The sequence below is a fragment of the Dermacoccus sp. Tok2021 genome (assembly GCF_019895135.1).
GTDB lineage: Bacteria > Actinomycetota > Actinomycetes > Actinomycetales > Dermatophilaceae > Dermacoccus > Dermacoccus abyssi.
Map to the genome: position 1 here is coordinate 65,150 of NZ_JAGTHU010000010.1, position 17,021 is coordinate 82,170.

The 17,021-nt window shown below is 68.7% G+C and carries 16 protein-coding genes; 9 read left to right on the forward strand and 7 right to left on the reverse strand.

What is annotated here, in order from left to right; genetic code table 11:
• Positions 1-68 precede the first annotated feature (68 nt).
• The 3 genes from K9D12_RS07500 to K9D12_RS07510 form a co-directional block, all read right to left on the reverse strand.
• Positions 69-572 carry a tRNA (cytidine(34)-2'-O)-methyltransferase gene (locus tag K9D12_RS07500; RefSeq protein WP_223059853.1) on the reverse strand — a complete coding sequence of 168 codons (504 nt, stop codon included), beginning with the start codon at positions 570-572 and terminating at the stop codon, positions 69-71.
• 67 nt (positions 573-639) lie between these two features.
• Positions 640-2,277, reverse strand: coding sequence for an AMP-binding protein (locus tag K9D12_RS07505; protein WP_223059854.1), 1,638 nt, complete (start codon positions 2,275-2,277; stop codon positions 640-642).
• A 127-nt stretch (positions 2,278-2,404) separates the two neighbouring features.
• On the reverse strand, positions 2,405-3,031 hold the full coding sequence (locus K9D12_RS07510) for a TetR/AcrR family transcriptional regulator (protein WP_129664159.1): 627 nt from the start codon (positions 3,029-3,031) through the stop codon (positions 2,405-2,407).
• Positions 3,032-3,265: 234 nt separating this feature from the next.
• On the opposite strand from K9D12_RS07510, the gene K9D12_RS07515 reads away from it, so the two are divergent.
• On the forward strand, positions 3,266-3,967 hold the full coding sequence (locus K9D12_RS07515) for a hypothetical protein (protein ID WP_129664157.1): 702 nt from the start codon (positions 3,266-3,268) through the stop codon (positions 3,965-3,967).
• A 70-nt stretch (positions 3,968-4,037) separates the two neighbouring features.
• Here the strand turns inward: K9D12_RS07515 and K9D12_RS07520 are convergent, their stop codons facing one another.
• Positions 4,038-4,580: a GNAT family N-acetyltransferase gene (locus K9D12_RS07520; RefSeq protein ID WP_240730138.1), complete on the reverse strand. Its 543-nt coding sequence runs from the start codon at positions 4,578-4,580 to the stop codon at positions 4,038-4,040.
• 227 nt (positions 4,581-4,807) lie between these two features.
• Here K9D12_RS07520 and K9D12_RS07525 point away from each other — a divergent pair, with 227 nt between their 5' ends.
• From K9D12_RS07525 to K9D12_RS07555, 7 genes are all read left to right on the forward strand, one after another.
• Complete coding sequence (locus K9D12_RS07525; protein ID WP_129664155.1) at positions 4,808-5,086, forward strand: hypothetical protein; 279 nt, start codon at positions 4,808-4,810, stop codon at positions 5,084-5,086.
• A gap of 218 nt (positions 5,087-5,304) precedes the next feature.
• Positions 5,305-6,882, forward strand: coding sequence for a carboxyl transferase domain-containing protein (locus K9D12_RS07530; RefSeq protein ID WP_129664153.1), 1,578 nt, complete (start codon positions 5,305-5,307; stop codon positions 6,880-6,882).
• 6 nt (positions 6,883-6,888) lie between these two features.
• Complete coding sequence (locus tag K9D12_RS07535; RefSeq protein WP_223059855.1) at positions 6,889-9,063, forward strand: biotin carboxylase N-terminal domain-containing protein; 2,175 nt, start codon at positions 6,889-6,891, stop codon at positions 9,061-9,063.
• Positions 9,064-9,134: 71 nt separating this feature from the next.
• Positions 9,135-10,313: an acyl-CoA dehydrogenase family protein gene (locus K9D12_RS07540; RefSeq protein ID WP_129664149.1), complete on the forward strand. Its 1,179-nt coding sequence runs from the start codon at positions 9,135-9,137 to the stop codon at positions 10,311-10,313.
• 199 nt (positions 10,314-10,512) lie between these two features.
• Positions 10,513-11,022: a MaoC family dehydratase gene (locus K9D12_RS07545; protein WP_047310477.1), complete on the forward strand. Its 510-nt coding sequence runs from the start codon at positions 10,513-10,515 to the stop codon at positions 11,020-11,022.
• 105 nt (positions 11,023-11,127) lie between these two features.
• Positions 11,128-11,949 carry a CoA ester lyase gene (locus K9D12_RS07550; RefSeq protein ID WP_129664147.1) on the forward strand — a complete coding sequence of 274 codons (822 nt, stop codon included), beginning with the start codon at positions 11,128-11,130 and terminating at the stop codon, positions 11,947-11,949.
• A 202-nt stretch (positions 11,950-12,151) separates the two neighbouring features.
• The gene (locus tag K9D12_RS07555) at positions 12,152-13,081 is read left to right on the forward strand and encodes a formate/nitrite transporter family protein (RefSeq protein ID WP_129664145.1); all 930 of its coding nucleotides are present in this window, start codon (positions 12,152-12,154) and stop codon (positions 13,079-13,081) included.
• A gap of 81 nt (positions 13,082-13,162) precedes the next feature.
• On the opposite strand, the gene K9D12_RS07560 is transcribed toward K9D12_RS07555, so the two are convergent.
• Together K9D12_RS07560 and K9D12_RS07565 are read right to left on the reverse strand one after the other, a co-directional pair.
• Positions 13,163-14,893, reverse strand: coding sequence for an MFS transporter (locus K9D12_RS07560; protein WP_129664143.1), 1,731 nt, complete (start codon positions 14,891-14,893; stop codon positions 13,163-13,165).
• On the reverse strand, positions 14,890-15,600 hold the full coding sequence (locus K9D12_RS07565) for an LppX_LprAFG lipoprotein (RefSeq protein ID WP_129664141.1): 711 nt from the start codon (positions 15,598-15,600) through the stop codon (positions 14,890-14,892). The genes K9D12_RS07560 and K9D12_RS07565 overlap by 4 nt, the downstream gene beginning before the upstream one ends.
• A gap of 131 nt (positions 15,601-15,731) precedes the next feature.
• Between K9D12_RS07565 and K9D12_RS07570 the strand changes: the two genes are divergently transcribed.
• Complete coding sequence (locus tag K9D12_RS07570; protein ID WP_129664139.1) at positions 15,732-16,592, forward strand: alpha/beta fold hydrolase; 861 nt, start codon at positions 15,732-15,734, stop codon at positions 16,590-16,592.
• Between the two features lie 58 nt (positions 16,593-16,650).
• Here the strand turns inward: K9D12_RS07570 and K9D12_RS07575 are convergent, their stop codons facing one another.
• Positions 16,651-16,989 carry a TetR/AcrR family transcriptional regulator C-terminal domain-containing protein gene (locus tag K9D12_RS07575; RefSeq protein ID WP_129664137.1) on the reverse strand — a complete coding sequence of 113 codons (339 nt, stop codon included), beginning with the start codon at positions 16,987-16,989 and terminating at the stop codon, positions 16,651-16,653.
• Positions 16,990-17,021 lie beyond the last annotated feature (32 nt).

Below are 17,021 nucleotides of genomic sequence, written 5' to 3' on the forward strand. Positions count from 1 at the left end.
CAATCCTGCCGGGCGCCACCGGCGTTCACAACCACTCGCCGGGGTGGGCGACGCGAGTCGTGACAGCCTCAGTCGAGGGGCTGCGCCGCAATCGCCTCGATGCTCGTCGCCGCCCCGCCCGCTCCCCCGAAGCCGAGGTGACGCCACGCCTCGTAGGCGACGACGGCGACGGCATTTGCGAGGTTGAGGCTTCGGTTACCCGGCGCCATCGGCAGGTGCACACGCTCGTCCGTAGCGAAGGTAGCGAGCACTTCGTCAGGCAAACCGGTTGCCTCACAGCCGAAGACGAGAACGTCGTCGCTGCGGTAGTCAACCTCGTCATACCGACGAGCGCCACGGGAGGTCAGCGCCAACCACCGGCCCGGGCACGCCTCGCGGGCTGAATCGAGGTCGGCATGAACGTGCACCTCCGTCAGCTCGTGGTAATCGAGCCCGCCGCGGCGCAGGAGACGGTGGTCCATCGAGAAGCCCAGCGGCTCGACGAGGTGCAGGCTCGCCCCGACGTTCGCCGCAAGCCGGATGACGTTGCCCGTGTTGGGCGCGATCTGCGGGTGAACGAGGACGATCTGCACGCGGCGAACCTAGCGGATGCCGGCGCGCGAGCGAACCCAAGGGCTGCTCGCGCGCCGGCGACCGGCGTCACTTCATGTACTCCGAGGCCTGCTCGCGCAGCTCGATCTTGCGGATCTTGCCCGTCACCGTCATGGGGAACTCGTCCATGACACGTACGTAGCGCGGCACCTTGTAGTGGGCGAGCTTGCCGCTGCAGTACTCGCGTAGCGACTCCGCTGTGAGCTCCTCGGCGCCGTCCCGCAGGCGCACGCACGCCATGAGTTCCTCGCCGAAGCGCTCGTCGGGCACGCCGATGACCTGCGCGTCGACGATGTCCGGGTGGTTGTAGAGGAACTCCTCGATCTCACGCGGGTAGATGTTCTCGCCGCCGCGGATCACCATGTCCTTGATGCGCCCGGTGATGGCGACGTAGCCGTCCTCGTCCATGACGCCGAGGTCGCCGGTGTGCATCCAGCCGTCGACGATCGCCCCGGCCGTCTTGTCGTCGGCCTCCCAGTAACCGAGCATCACCGAGTAGCCCTTGGTGCACAGCTCGCCGGGCTCGCCGCGGCCGACGACCTCGTTGGTCACGGGGTCGACGATGCTCACCTCGAGGTGCGGGCCGACGCGGCCGACCGTCTGCGTGCGCTGCGCGACGGTGTCGTTCTTGCGCGTCTGCAGCGACACCGGTGAGGTCTCCGTCATGCCGTAACAGATGGAGACCTCCTCCATGTGCAACTTCTCCATCACCTGGCGCATCGTGTGCTCCGGGCACGGCGAGCCGGCCATGATGCCGGTGCGCAGGCTCGTGAGGTCGAACTCGTCGAAGTTGTCGAGGGCGAGTTCGGCGATGAACATCGTCGGGACACCGTAGAGGCTCGTGCAGCGCTCGGCCTCGACGGTTCGCAGGGAGATGACGGGGTCGAAACCGGGCGCGGGGATGATCATGGCGGCGCCGTGCGTCGTGCACGCGAGATTGCCCATGACCATGCCGAAGCAGTGGTAGAAGGGCACCGGGATGCAGACGCGGTCGTCGGCTGTGTAGCTGCACAGCTCGCCGACGAAGAAGCCGTTGTTGAGGATGTTGCGGTGACTCAGCGTCGCGCCCTTGGGGAAGCCCGTCGTGCCGCTCGTGTACTGGATGTTGATGGCCTCGCCGTTGTCGAGACCGGCCTGGATCTCGCGAACGGCCGCGACGCCGCGCTCCCCCGCGTCGCGTCCGGCGGCGAACAGTTCGTCCCAGGCCCGCTCACCGATGAAGACGATGCGCGCCAACTGCTCGCACTCGTCCTTGACCTGCTCGATGATGCGCGCGTAGTTGCTCGTCTTGAAGTTCGGCATCGAGATGAGCGTGGAGATGCCCGCCTGCTCGAGCACGTACTTGAGTTCGTGGCTGCGGTAGGCCGGGTTGATGTTGACGAGGACGGCGCCGATCTTCGCGGTGGCGTACTGCGTCAGGGTCCATTCGGGGCAGTTGGGCGCCCAGATGCCGACTCGATCGCCCTTCTCGACGCCGGCTTCGAGCAGGCCCGCCGCGAGCGTCTCGACATCGGCGAGGAACTCGCCGTAGGTCCAGCGCCGGCCACTCTCGATGTCGACGAGCGCCTCGTGATCGGCGTAGGTCTCGACGGTGGCGTCGAGGTTGTCGCCGATCGTCTGCTCGATCAGCGGAGTGTCCGTCTCACCGCGCGTGTGACTGAGTGCGGCGTCCAGCGTTTCGGTCATCGTCAGCTCCCTATCGGCGCGGCGTCCGGGCCGCGCGCGCGGTGACTGGGGTCACAGGTCGGTCCGGCCAGTGAACCACATCACAAGGGTTCAGTTAATGGCTATTAACCGAAATTCTTCTGCTGTCTCAGCGCGACGGCGTGAGCGCGGCGAGCGCCATCTGACGCAGGACGCCGCGGGTACGCTCCCCCTGAGCCGCGGCGAGGGGGGTCGTGCGGCCACTGGAATGCGGTGTCGAGTTGAGGGCGCCGAACCCGGCGTGCGCTTTGATGCGTGCGCTCTCGACGGAGAGTTCGGGGTCGAGATCGCACAGAACGCGCACCCAGATCTCGACATAGCGGCGCTGCAGCTGACGCACCGTGTGGCGGGCGTCGGCGTCGAGGCTCGCGAGATCGCGCCCCTGCACCCGGATGAGTGCGGGCTTCGTCAAGGAGAAGTCGATGTGGAAGTCGACGAGCGATTCGAGCGCGGCCTGCGGAGTTGGTGCCGCCTCGACGACCGCAGAGCCGTGGGTGAGGAGGTACTCACTGATGCCGACAAGGAGCTCCTCGAGAACGGCTTCCTTGTTGGCGAAGTGTCGGTAGACCGCCGGGCCACTGATGCCGACGGCCTTTCCGAGGTCTTCGAGCCGGACGCCGGCGAGGCCGCGGTCGGCGATGAGTTCGGCCGCGGCGTCGAGGATCTGCTGACGACGCTCGGCCTTGCCGCGTTCGCGGGCGGTGCGCGTGTCCGCCGCCGCGTCGGTCGCCGTCATAACCGTCTCGCTCTCGGTCGCTGGAGATTTCAGTTAAGCACAGTTAACCGAAAAGACAGGTGAACCGTGCACACTCCAGCGCGCGCCCAGGGGCGCCGAACGCTGTTGCGGGGGCGCGCAGAGGTTGTTTCACGAAGCACGCGAGCGCACGGAAGGCGGCGGACCACGGCCCTGACACATCGATCGTCAACGGCGACGAGCAAGAGAACAGCGGCGGCCCGCACGGTCCAACTCGTGGCGACGACCCTCGCCCTGACGAGTTGCGCCGCCGCGAGCAGCGACGGGCAGCCGCGAGCCCCCAAGGGGCACACTCCCACCGAGGGATCGACGAGGCTGTCAGCACACGCATCGTCCGGCCCGGGCGTCGCAGGCCGGCTTTTGGACCTGAGCAAGGTGCGCAAGGGGGATGTGTTCACCGTGGACCAACTCGATCGGCTCGACGCGGCGGCTGCCCGGCGGGCCGGGACCGTCACGACAACGAAGATGTATCGCGACGATGCTCTCTCGCAGGACACCACGCTCGTGACATACGTCGACTGCTCACACAAGAAGGCGTTCGTCCAACGTGACGACGAACTCCTCGTCCTGGAACGAGAGGGCAAGCCCTTGCGCGACCCCGATCACGTGGTCGCCTTCGCCACAGTCTCCGACGCCTGCTCACCTCCGCAGGGCCAACGGTCAACGGAGGAGTTCGTCGTCACGGCCACCGACGACAGCAGCGTCACCCTGACGAGGCGGCAAGCGACCGACCACCCTGAGCGCATACGACCGGTTCGCGTTTACGCGCGCACAGAGGCTCGCCTCACCGAGATGCACGAGGAGAAGACTGTCGGCGACGAGAGACGGACACGGGGTCGGTGGACGTTCGCGTACGGCGAGAAATTGCCAGTCCCCCAGGCGCCCTCCGGGTGGGTGACCGCGTCGCAATCACGATGATCGAGGCACATTGACCGAAGCTGGTCTGGCCGTCACGGGCACCCTCGGCCCAACCCGCCCTCCGCGGTCCTCACCCGAGACGGGCGAAAGGCTCCGCGTAGGTGTACGTGCCGCTCGGAACGTCGGCTTCGTCGCCGAGGGCGCACGCCTGGAAGTATGCGCCCCATGCAGGGTCGGCGGCGATGCCGAAGTGCGAGGCCGGGACGAACCCGAACCGGGCGTAGTAGCCGGGATCGCCCAGCAGGACGACGACCCGCTCACCGCCCTCCGTCGCGCGGCGTAGGAGTTCGCGGACGAGGGCCGCGCCCACGCCGCGCCCTTGGAACGTCGGGGTCACTGCGATCGGGCCGATGCCGAGCGCGGCCACTCCGTCGACGTCGCCCCAGGTCGCCACGGCATAGCCCACGGGGGCGTCGCCGCTGCTCGCCACGAGCGCGAAACGAGACTCGTACGCGTCGCTTTCACGCAGCCAGCCGACGAGAGTGGCCTCCCCCGGCGCTCCGTCGGCCTCGACGGGCGGGGCGCTGTGCTCGGCCGCCGCGAACGCCTCGGCGACGAGTTGCCGCACGGCGGGAGCGTCTGCCGCAGTCTCTTCGCGAATGTCGATGTCCACGCGGGCATCACACCATGTTCTACCGATGCTGCTGGACGGGGTCGGAGCGACAGCTCCACGAGCGGCGGCCTTCCTCGCACCGCGTCGCCGCGCGGCTCCGAGCCTCGACAACGCGCACGTGGCGACACAAAACCGTGACCACTCGAACCGTTCCGCCCCGATCGCGACGGCGTTACGCTCCCCTCAAGAGCCGGTCGTGGTACCGGACACGAGGAAAGGCACACACCATGGTGTTCTGGTCGATCGTCATCGCCGCCATCGTGATCACACTCGCGCTCGCATGGAACAAGGACCGCAAGCGCCGCACGATTCGCTCCAGCCCAGACGGCTTCGGCAACCACGCCGAACAGCGCTTCCTCGAAGAGGATCACCCCGTCACCGTCCACTTCGGACCAGGTGGCGGCACGGGGCCGGCGAGCACCCGCCAAGGCGAGGGAAGCAGCATCAGTTACTACGGCACGCATAGTTCTGGCGGCAGCAGCGGCGGCTTCGGCATCACACCCTGAAGCCCACCCCCGGACGGCCCCGAACCCTCACGGTTCGGGGCCGTTTCGCATGCCCGTCGAGTCGACACTCGCGCGGAGTCCCACACATTTCAGTTAATTGTGATTAACTGAGTTCGCGAGTGACCCACGTCACGACGTGCTCAACGGCGCGCACGGATGCGACGTGACGTCACTCGCCCCGACCGCCTTCCGACCCACCGACACCGGGGAGCGAACGCATGGCCCTCGATCACGCCGCGAACCGAGCAGAGCACCGGCGCCTGCTCGAGGAGCTCGACGGCAAACTCCGCACCGCAGCCCGCGGTGGCAGCGACAAGGCCCGCGAGCGTCACGTCAGCCGCGGCAAGCTGCTGCCGCGCGACCGCGTCGAAACGCTCCTCGACCCGGGCAGCCCCTTCCTCGAGATCGGCGCCCTCGCCGCCGACGGCATGTACGACGACGAGTGCCCCGGCGCCGGCGTCATCGGCGGCATCGGCCGCGTCGAGGGGCGCGAGTGCGTCATCGTCGCGAACGACGCCACCGTCAAGGGCGGCACCTACTACCCGATGACGGTGAAGAAGCACCTGCGCGCGCAGGAGATCGCGCGCGACAACCACCTGCCGTGCATCTACCTCGTCGACTCCGGCGGCGCGTTCCTGCCCAAGCAGGACGAGGTGTTCCCCGACCGCGAGCACTTCGGCCGCATCTTCTACAACCAGGCCACCCTCTCGGCGAAGGGCATCCCGCAGATCGCCTCCGTCATGGGATCGTGCACCGCCGGTGGTGCCTACGTTCCGGCGATGAGCGACGAGACGGTCATCGTGCGCAATCAGGGCACGATCTTCCTCGGCGGTCCACCGCTCGTGAAGGCTGCCACGGGTGAAGTGGTCACGGCCGAGGATCTCGGCGGTGGCGATCTGCACTCCAAGACCTCCGGCGTCACCGACCACCTCGCCGACGACGACCACGACGCGCTGCGTCGCGTGCGCAGCATCGTGCGCACCCTGGGCCCGAAGGCCGAGGTTCCGTGGCGCATGGTGGAGCCGCGCCCGGCGAAGCACGACCAGGAGCGCCTCTACGACGTCGTGCCGGTCGACCTGCGCACGCCCTACGACGTGCACGACGTCATCGACACCATCGTCGACGACGGCGAGTTCCACGAGTTCAAGGCCGAGTACGGCAAGACGCTCGTCACGGGCTTCGCTCACATCCACGGCCACCCCGTCGCGATCATCGCGAACAACGGTGTTCTCTTCGGCGAGAGCGCCCAGAAGGGCGCGCACTTCATCGAACTCGCCGACAAGCGGAAGACGCCGCTGCTGTTCCTGCAGAACATCACCGGCTTCATGGTCGGGCGCGAGTACGAGGCCGGCGGCATCGCGAAGCACGGCGCGAAGATGGTCACCGCCGTCGCGTGCGCCCGCGTGCCCAAGCTCACCGTCGTCATCGGCGGCTCGTACGGCGCGGGCAACTACTCGATGTGCGGTCGCGCGTACTCGCCGCGTTTCCTCTTCATGTGGCCGAACGCCCGCATCTCCGTCATGGGCGGCGAGCAGGCGGCGTCGGTGCTCGCGACGGTTCGTGGCGACCAGCTCGAAGCGGCCGGCACGCCGTGGAGCGACGAGGACGCCGACGCCTTCAAGGAGCCCATCCGTCAGCAGTACGAAGACCAGGGCAACCCCTACTACTCCACCGCGCGCCTGTGGGACGACGGCGTCATCGACCCGGCCGACACGCGCGACATCGTCGGCCTGGCCCTCGGCGCGTGCGCCCAGGCCCCGCTCGACGATGTTTCCTACGGCGTTTTCCGGATGTGATCTGAGATGAACGAGAGCACGACGACCACGGCCCAGGCGCCCGGGCAGCGCGCCATCACGAGCGTCCTCATCGCCAACCGCGGCGAGATCGCGGTGCGCGTCATCCGCACGCTGCGACACATGGGCATCCGCTCGATCGCGGTTTACTCCGACGCCGACGCAGGTGCCTTGCACGTGCGCGAGGCCGACGACGCGGTCCGCCTCGCCTCCCCGGAACTGCTCGAGGGAGCCTCCGACGAGCGCTACCCCGACGGCCGGCCCAAGAACCCGTACCTCGACATCGACCGCGTCATCGCCGCGTGCCGCCTCACGGGCGCCGACGGCGTCCATCCCGGTTACGGCTTCCTCTCCGAGAACACGGCCTTCGCGGCCGCGTGCGAGGAGAACGGCATCGCCTTCCTCGGCCCGAGCGCGCACGCGATCGAGACGATGGGCGACAAGATCACCGCGAAGAACGCCGTCATGGCGTTCGACGTGCCGGTCGTGCCGGGCATCGCGCGCCCCGGTCTCACCGACGACGAACTCGTCGCTGCCGCGTCCGACGTCGGCTTCCCGGTGCTCATCAAGCCGAGCGCCGGCGGTGGCGGCAAGGGCATGCATGTCGTCGAGCGCGCCGAGGACATGGCCGACGCCGTGGCCCGCGCCCGCCGCGAGGCCGCCACGAGCTTCGGCGACGACACGCTCTTCCTCGAACGCTTCGTCCTGCGCCCGCGCCACATCGAGGTGCAAGTCATCGCGGACAAGCACGGCAACGTCATCCACCTCGGTGAGCGCGAGTGTTCGCTCCAGCGCCGGCACCAGAAGGTCATCGAGGAGGCGCCCTCGGCCCTGCTCGACGCCGAAACGCGTGCTCGAATCGGCGAAGCAGCCTGCAACACAGCACGATCCGTCGACTACGTGGGTGCGGGAACGGTTGAGTTCATCGTCTCGGCCGACGCGCCGGACGAGTTCTTCTTCATGGAGATGAACACCCGCCTGCAGGTCGAACACCCCGTCACGGAGCTCGTCACGGGCCTCGACCTCGTCGAGCTCATGGTGCGCGTGGCCGCCGGTGAGGAACTGCCGTTCACCCAGGACGACGTCACGCTCACCGGCCACGCCGTCGAGGCGCGCGTGTACGCCGAGGACCCGGCCCGCGGCTTCCTGCCCACCGGTGGCACGGTCGTCGGGCTCGACGAGCCGCAGGCCGCGAACCTGCGCATCGACTCCGGCATCGCCCGTGGCACCGTCGTCGGCTCCGACTACGACCCCATGCTGAGCAAGGTCATCGGCTACGGCGAAGACCGCGCCGCTGCTCTTGCCTCGCTCGACGAGGGCCTGGCGAAGACCCACGTGCTCGGCGTGACGACGAACATCGACTTCGTCCGCTTCCTCCTCGCCGACGACGACGTTCAAGCCGGACGCCTCGACACCGGCCTGCTCGACGCCCGCGTCGGCGACTACGTGGCAACCCCGGCCCCCGACGACGTGCTCGTCGCCGCTGCGGCGACGCTGCTCGCGCCTTCTTCCGACGCCGAAACCACCCCGACGGGGGCTCAGGCCGTGTGGCGGGGCATCGACGGCTGGCGCGTCGGCGGACGCCGCAGCGCACGGACGGTGCGCTTCGAGGTGGCCGACGCCGAGACCGAATCGGGCACGAGCGTCACCGAAGTCGCCCTCGTCTCGACGAAGGACGGCGGCGAGGAGGTCACGCTGCGCCGCGGTCTGCCGCCCCAGCAGGCGAGCCAGCCGCAGGCCGACGCCGCGAGCAGCGACGCCACTCGCGCCACGATCACGCGCCGTGACGGCTCGGGCCGTCTCGTCATGACGACGGCGGGGCTGCGCCGCACGTTCAGCACCGAGGTCGTCACCGACAAGCAGGGTGTGCGCACCGTGTGGGTCGGCTCGCCCGAGGGCACGTTCGCGGTCAAGGAGGCCAAGCACGTCAGCCTCCACGGTGACGCGGCGGCCGCGGCCGGCGACGACATCAAGAGCCCGATGCCGGGCGCCGTCATCGCGGTGCAGGTGGAGAACGGCGACGAGGTGAGCGCGGGCCAGACGATCGTCATCGTCGAGGCCATGAAGATGGAGCACTCGCTCACCGCGCCCATCGACGGCACCGTCGAGATCCTCGCCCCCGCCGGCACCCAGGTGGCCGTCGACGAGGTGCTCGCCCGCATCACCCCACCCGACGCCACCTGACCGATCACCCGCGGCGCGTCACGCGCGCCGATACCAGCACACCGACTTCCTCCCGAACGAAGGAGAAACCGATGAACACGTCGTTCCTCGCGGCCGACAATCTGCCCGACGAGTACGCCGACCTGCAGAAGATGGTGCGCGACTTCAGCCAGAAGGTCGTTGCGCCCGTCTCCGCCGAGCACGACAAGAACCACACGTTCCCGTACGAGGTCGTCAAGGGCATGGCCGAGATGGGCCTGTTCGGGCTGCCGTTCCCCGAGGAGTACGGCGGCATGGACGGCGACTACTTCGCCCTGTGCCTCGCCCTCGAGGAGCTCGCGAAGGTCGACCAGAGCGTCGCCATCACGCTCGAGGCCGGCGTCGGCCTGGGCGCCATGCCGATCTTCCGTTTCGGCAACGAGGAGCAGAAGAGCGAGTGGCTGCCGCAGCTCGCCTCGGGTGAGGCCCTCGGTGGCTTCGGTCTGACGGAGGCCGGTGCCGGTTCCGATGCGTCGGGCACGAAGACGACGGCCCGCGAGGACGGCGACGAGTGGGTCATCAACGGCTCGAAGCAGTTCATCACCAACTCCGGCACGGACATCACGAAGCTCGTCACGGTCACCGCCGTCACGGGTGAGTCGCAGACGAGCGACGGCCGCACGAAGAAGGAGATCTCGACGATCATCGTCCCGACCTCCGCGCCGGGCTTCACCGCCGAACCGGCCTACGACAAGGTGGGCTGGAACGCCTCCGACACGCACCCCCTCAGCTTCGACGACGTGCGCGTGCCCAAGGCCAACCTCCTCGGTGAGCGCGGCCGTGGCTACGCCAACTTCCTGCGCATCCTCGACGAGGGCCGCATCGCCATCGCGGCACTCGCCGTCGGTGCCGCGCAGGGCTGCGTCGACGAGTCGGTGAAGTACGCGAAGGAGCGTCAGGCGTTCGGGCAGAACATCGGCGCCTATCAGGCCATCCAGTTCAAGATCGCCCGCATGGAGGCCCGCGCCCACGCCGCGCGTTCGGCCTACTACAACGCGGCAGCGCTCATGCTGGCCGGCAAGCCGTTCAAGAAGGCCGCGTCCGTCGCGAAGATGGTGGCCTCCGAGGCCGCCATGGACAACGCCCGCGACGCCACGCAGGTGCACGGCGGCTACGGCTTCATGAACGAGTACACGGTCTCGCGCCACTACCGCGACTCGAAGATCCTCGAGATCGGCGAGGGCACCACCGAGGTGCAGCTCATGCTCATCGCCCGGGAACTGGGACTCTGAATCACTCGTGAGGATCGGAGCGCAGCGCAGCGAGCACCGGACCGGAACGAGTGACCGAAGAGTCCCCACAAAAATGCTGACTCTGAATCACTCCCGAGGATCCGAGCGCAGCGCAGCGAGCACCGGACCGGAACGAGTGACCGAAGAGTCCCAAGAAAATGTTCCTGAACACGCCACACGCACGAGTGAGGACACTCCCATGACCCCCATCCCCGAGACGCCGGACGACGTCACGCAGGGCAAGACCGTCGAGCAGCGCGGCCTGTGGTTCGAGGAGTACGAGGTGGGTACGACCTACCTGCACCGCCCCGGACGCACGGCGACCGAAGCCGACAACACTCTGTTCACGACGCTGACGATGAACACGCAGGCCCTGCACCTCGACGCCGCCTACGGCGCCGAGACGGAGTTCGGCGAGCGCCTCGTCAACTCGATGTGGACGCTGTCGACGCTCGTCGGCCTCAGCGTCGCGCAGCTGACGATGGGCACCATCGTCGCGAATCTCGGCTTCAGCGAGATCTCGTTCCCGGCGCCGATGAAGGCCGGTGACACGCTCTACGCGGAGACGACCGTCGAGGACAAGCGCGAGTCGAAATCGCGCCCAGGCCAGGGCATCGTCACGCTGCGTCACACCGGGCGCAACCAGCACGGCGACGTCGTCGCGGTGGCGGTGCGTCAGACGCTCGTGAAGTGCGCACCGGCTTCCTGAACCAGCCGACCTCATGATCTGCACCTGGTGACGGTTGGGGTAAGTGGTGACGTCTGACCGTCACCACTTACCCCAACCGTCACCGTCTTCGACCCGGAGGAACCGATGGACACTGCAACCTCGTGGACGATGCCCGGCCCCGGCTGGCTCTTCTGCCCCGCCGACCGCCCTGAGCGTTACGCGAAGGCCGCGGCAGCCGCGGACGTCGTCATCCTCGACCTCGAGGACGCGGTGAGCCCGGACGCCAAGGCGGGCGCGCGTCAGTCGGTCGTCGACGACCCGCAGGACGTCGAGCGCACGCTCGTGCGCGTCAACGCGGCCACCACGGACGAGTTCGCCGACGACCTCGCCGCGCTCGAGAAGACGCCTTACCGGCGCGTCATGCTCGCGAAGACGGAGACGCGCGCCGACGTCGACAAGCTCGACGGGTACGAGGTCATCGCCCTCGTCGAGTCGCCGCTCGGCGCGGTGAACGCCTCCCAGATCGCAGCGGCCGAGAACGTCGTCGGCTTCATGTGGGGTTCGGAAGACCTCACCGCAGGGCTCGGCGGGCGCCGTAGCCGCCTCGCCGACGGCAGCTATCACCCGATCGTGACGCAGGTGCGCGGCAGCGTCCTGCTCGCCGCCAAGGCCCACGGCTGCTTCGCCCTCGACTCGGTCTTCATGGACATCGGCGATCTCGACGCCCTCGCCGCGGAGACCGACGACGGGGTGAACATCGGCTTCGACGCGAAGGTCGCCATCCATCCCAAGCAGGTCGCGGTCATCCGCGACGCCTACGCGCCCACCGACGAGCAGGTCGCCTGGGCCGAGGGCCTCCTCGCAGCCGCCGAGGGCGAGCGCGGCGTCTTCACGTACGAGGGTCAGATGGTCGACGGGCCGGTGTTCAAGCAGGCCCAGCAGATCCTGCGGCGCGCGGAGAACTGACGCCGTCCAATCACTCACATCGGAAGCCCCGACGTCGCCCCACCGGTGACGCCGGGGCTTCGTCGCATCCTGCGTCCACATCGAGGAGATGCAGCGCAACGACAAGAGCCCCTTGCTCTACCACTCCGGCACGATGCACGACTGGAACGAAGCAGCCCTCACCTACGAGATCTGACGCTCCACCGAAACCAGAAGGACCACCATGACCGACACCCTCGAGCGCCCGGGCGACAGCGCCTCGGACGCCCGGAACAGCGACGAGCACGTGCCTGCGCACCGCTCGTCCGGCACGAGCCCGACGCCCGCAGCGCGGCCCGTCTCCGAGTTCTCGACCATCCCCGAGATGGTCGACCGCGTCGCCGCAGGCGCCCTGGAGAAGGCGAGCCACCCGCTGTCGCACTTCGTGCGCTCCCTCGTCGGCGGCGTCTTCGTCGCCTTCGGCGTCCTGCTCTCCCTGACGGTGGCAACCGGCGTGTCGACACCCGGCCTCAAATCCCTCGTCATGGGCCTGGCCTTCGGGATGTCGTTCGTCCTCATCCTCGTCTCGGGCGTCTCGCTCATCACCGCCGACATGGCCGCCGGCCTCATCCTCCTGCTGCGCCGCCAGATCGGCGTGGGCGCGTACGGCCGATTCCTCGGCCTCGGGCTAGTGGGAAACCTGCTCGGCACACTCTTCTTCGTGACGGTGGCTGCCCTCGCCGGCGGGCCCTATCTCGCGAAGCCGTTCACCGAGCAGGCGCTCAAGGTCGGCGTCGCGAAGAGCGGTGAGGGCACGTTCTCGGCCATCCTGCTCGCCGTCCTGTGCACCTGGTTCCTGCAGACCGCCATGTTCATGTTCTTCAAGGCACGCAATGAAGGCACCCGGATGGCGTTCGCGTTCTACGGCCCGTTCGCCTTCGTCGTCGGCGGCACGCAGCACGTCATCGCGAACATCGGCTTCATCGGCTTCCCGTGGCTGCTCCACGCGTTCCACCCCGACGCCGCGCCCGCCACGCCCATCACGTGGGACTTCGGCGATCACGGCATGCTGCGTAACCTCGCGACGACGACGCTCGGCAACTTCATCGGCGGCGCCCTGCTCGTAGCGCTCCCGTTCTACATCGTCTCGCGGCTCATGCAGCGCGAGCGCTGAGTTCCGAGCGAACGTGAAGGAGGCAGGCACCTGGCTGGGGTGCCTGCCTCCTTCACGTTGTCGGACCTGAGCCGACATCGATCAGCTCTCCAGCGGATCCGCCACGTCGCGTGCGGCGATGACCGAGCGGCCGAGGAAGAACAGTGCGATCGCGGCAGCCACGAGTGCCGCGACGCCGGCGCCGATGAAGACGGTGTGCACCTGGACGACGCCGGCGTCGCGCACCGTCTGGGCGTTGGGCCGGTCGACCTTCTGCATCTCCGTAGAGAAGCGGTGGAGACCGACGGCCGTGAGCAGCGCGAGTCCGACGACCATGCCCATCATGCGGCCGACGACGACGAGCGCGGACGTCACGCCGTGCGCGCTCTCCGGGGCGTCGGCGAACGCCGCGTCGTTGACGGGGGCGATGGCGAGACCGATGCCGAAGCCCGCGACGAGGAGCACGAGCGTCGAGATGACGAGATCGGAGAGGGCTCCGCTGCGCCACCCCGACATGGCGAGGATGGCCCCGCCCGCGAGCACGAGCCCGGGAGCCGCGACGAACGCCGGGCCGATGCGGCGCAGCAGGAGACCGCCGACGAGCGCACCGATCGGCACGGCGACGAGGAAGCGCAGCAGGACGAGGGCTGCCGTCGTCTGCGAGTTCGTCATCGTGAGGCGCGCGAGCACCGGGATCTCGACGACGACCGCCACGAGGGCCGTCCCGACGAGGAACGACACGAGCAGCGCCGCAGGCACACGTCCGGTGAGCACGCCGCGCTCGATGAGCGGCTGCTTCGCCGTCAGGTGCCGCACGACGTAGCCGACGAGCAACACCCCGGCGACCGGCAGCAGCCAGACACCCGAGTCGCTCATGGCCTGCTTCGAGGAGTCGGCGGTGGCGAACGTCCACACGACACACGCCAGCGCGCCGGTGAGCAGGGCCGCACCGAACACGTCGACCGCCCGAAGGCGCGGCCACCACACCGGAGCCGTGAGCACGACGAAGCCGGCGAGCAGGCCGAGACCCCAGAACCCGATCGGCGTGATGAGGCGGGACGTGTAGCCCTCGTACGGCACGAACGGCGGGCCGTAAGTGACGTTGGACGTCAGCTTCTCCGGCGCCCACAGCGCCAAGATGACGACGGCCGTGCCGAGCGCTCCGGCGATCCAGCCGACGCGTGCGACCCACCTCGAGCGAGCGCCGAGATGCAGCGGTTCACCGGTCGGCGCGCCCCGGCCGAGCACGGCGATGACGACGGCCAGGACGACCGCCGCGCCGGCGTTGAGCCAGAAGATGGCACGCCAGGACCAGAACGCGAGGACGGCTGCTCCGAGCAGCGGGCCGATGACGGCACCGATCTCCTGCACGGCCGAGACCATGCCGAGGGCGACGCCGCGGCGTTCGCGCGGCAGGAGATCGGCCACCAGGGCGAGCGTGGCGGGCACGAGGCCGCCACCGCCGATGCCCTGAATGACACGGCCTCCGACGATGACCGGGAGGTCCACGGCGAGCGCCGTCACGACGCTGCCGAGGCCGAAGAGCACGAGGCACCACAGGAGCACGCGCTGGCGTGACACGAGGTCGGACAGCCGCCCGATGAGGGGAAGCACCGCGATGTAGCCGAGCAGGAAGCCCGAGACGATCGGCGCGGCACGCTGCAGCTGGTCGATACCGAGCCCGACGCCCGACATCATCTCCTCGAGCGCGAGGACGACGACGTAGGTGTCGGCAGCCGTCAACAGGACGGCGAGCGCTGCTGTGGCGAGCAGCGCCTTCGATCGGGGCGTCGGCTCGCTCACCGCGGGCGTCACGGTGGCGTCGGTGCTCATGCGGGCTTGGAGATCGTCGCCTTCTGCCCGAACTTCGACATCTCGAGGTTGTACGTGGCGTCGGAGGAGTCGAAGAACGAACCGTTGATCGACATCGAACGCATCTCGTTCTTGTCGTTGAGACCGACCTCGACCGTGTAGTCCTTACGCGTGCGCCCGAAGCCCATGGCCTTCGTGGCGGTGGGTCCGTCGACCGTGCCCTTGAACAGGGTCACCTTCTCGCCGCCGACGAGCTTCTCGCCCGTCTTCTTCATGTCCTTGCTCAGCACCGGCAGTGCCGGGAGGCCCTTCGAGGCGTTGAACAGCGACGACGGCAGCGGCACACCCATGTCGTCGAGGTTGACGGCGATGTACTTCGACGAGAAGCCGGGCTTGACCCAGCTCTCCTTCTCGATGCTGATGACCTCGGCCTTGACGTCGCTGCCGCCGGTGTTCGCGGTGACCGTGCCCTTGAACGACTGCGGCGAGTTGACGACGTCACCCTCACCGGACTTCAGGGACGACTCCTGGTCCGGCGTCCCCGAGGAGGTGAGCTTGACGTGGTAACCCGCCGTCTTCGCCATGACGTCCTGCGCGGCCTTGAGGCGCGTGCTGGCGTCGCTGTCGTCCGACGTGTCGGACTTCTTCGTCGACGAGCACCCGGCCAGGGCGAGCGTGGCGAAAGCTCCGGCGAGCGCGATGCGGCGGGAGGGCAACTGTGCGGTCATGCGGTCAACCTATCCATCGGGGGCGCGCGAGCGCCCCATTTGTGCGCATTGGCGTTTCCCGATTGAGACGCTCGCCGGAGCCTTCCCGGTTCCGCCCACCTGACGGCGGCAGCGTGTGTTTGGGTGTGTTCATGGCCCGCATCGACTGGAACACCCGCGAAGTGACTGCTCCCGACGGCGCCCGACTTGCCGTCTTCGTCCACGAACCGGCCGGTCTCGCCCCGGACGCGACGACGATCGTCATGGCGCACGGGTGGACCCTGGATCACCGCTCCTGGGAGCCCGTCGCCGAGCGGCTCGCCGCCGAGGGCGGGCGTCGCATCGTGGCGTGGGATCAGCGCGGACACGGCGGCTCAAGCGTCGCCGGTGGCGCACGACGTGGCGGGGAGGCGAGCGTCCACGCGCTCGGGGACGACCTCGCCCTCGTCATCGAGAAGGCCGTTCCGGCGGGCTCACCGATCATCCTGGCGGGCCACTCGATGGGCGGTATGACGATCATGGCGTTCGCGGGCATGCACCCCGACGTTGTGCGCGAGCGCGTCACGTCCGTCGTCCTCGTGGCGACGTCCGCCGGGCAGCTGCGCGGCCTGCGCATCCCCGGCGAAGCACTCGCCATGCGGGCCCTGAGCCACATCCCGTGGCGCCCGGGCGTTTTCGCGACGACGCGTTCGCAGCGCATCGCGTTCGGCCAGGAGGCCCGCAAGGAGGACGTCATCGCCGCGCGCGCCCAGATGCGCGGCACCCGCCTGTCGACGACGGGCAGCTACTACAAGGCCCTCATGGCCCACGACGAACTCGCGGCCCTTGAGTCACTCAAGGACACCCCGGTGACGATTCTCGTCGGCACGCGCGACATGCTCACCCCGCCGCGGCACGCCAAGGCGCTCGCCGAGGCACTGCCGGACGCCGACGCTCAGTTCCTCGAGGGCAAGGGGCACATGCTCACCTACGAGGCGCCCGACGAGGTGGCCGCCGCCATCCTCCGATCCTGAGCGGCCACCGGGGCACCGGTCCCGCGTTTCCCAGGCAACTTCTCGGGGCGGCTTGCCGTCAGGCGAGCCCTGCCTGACGCTCCAGCCCCGCGAGGATGAGGTCGAGGCCGGCGACGAACTGCTCGAAGTCGTCGTGGTCGCGGAAGATCGGCGCCATCGAGTGTGCGAAGGGAAACACCTCGGGGTCGCGCTGCATCCACGTGTCGGCCCACTCGCCGAGATAGCGCTCGCGCATCTCGTCGGGGTTCTCCCCCGGCTCGGGTTCGGGTGCCTGCTCGATCGCCATCTGCGCGCCCATGCCGACGACGTAGTTGACGACGGCCGAAACGGCCTGGAAGCGGTGCCGATCCGTGAGGTCGAGGCGCAACAGGTGTTGGCCGATGCCCTCCCAGAACACGAGTGAGTTCTCCTACAGCTCCATGTCGTGCA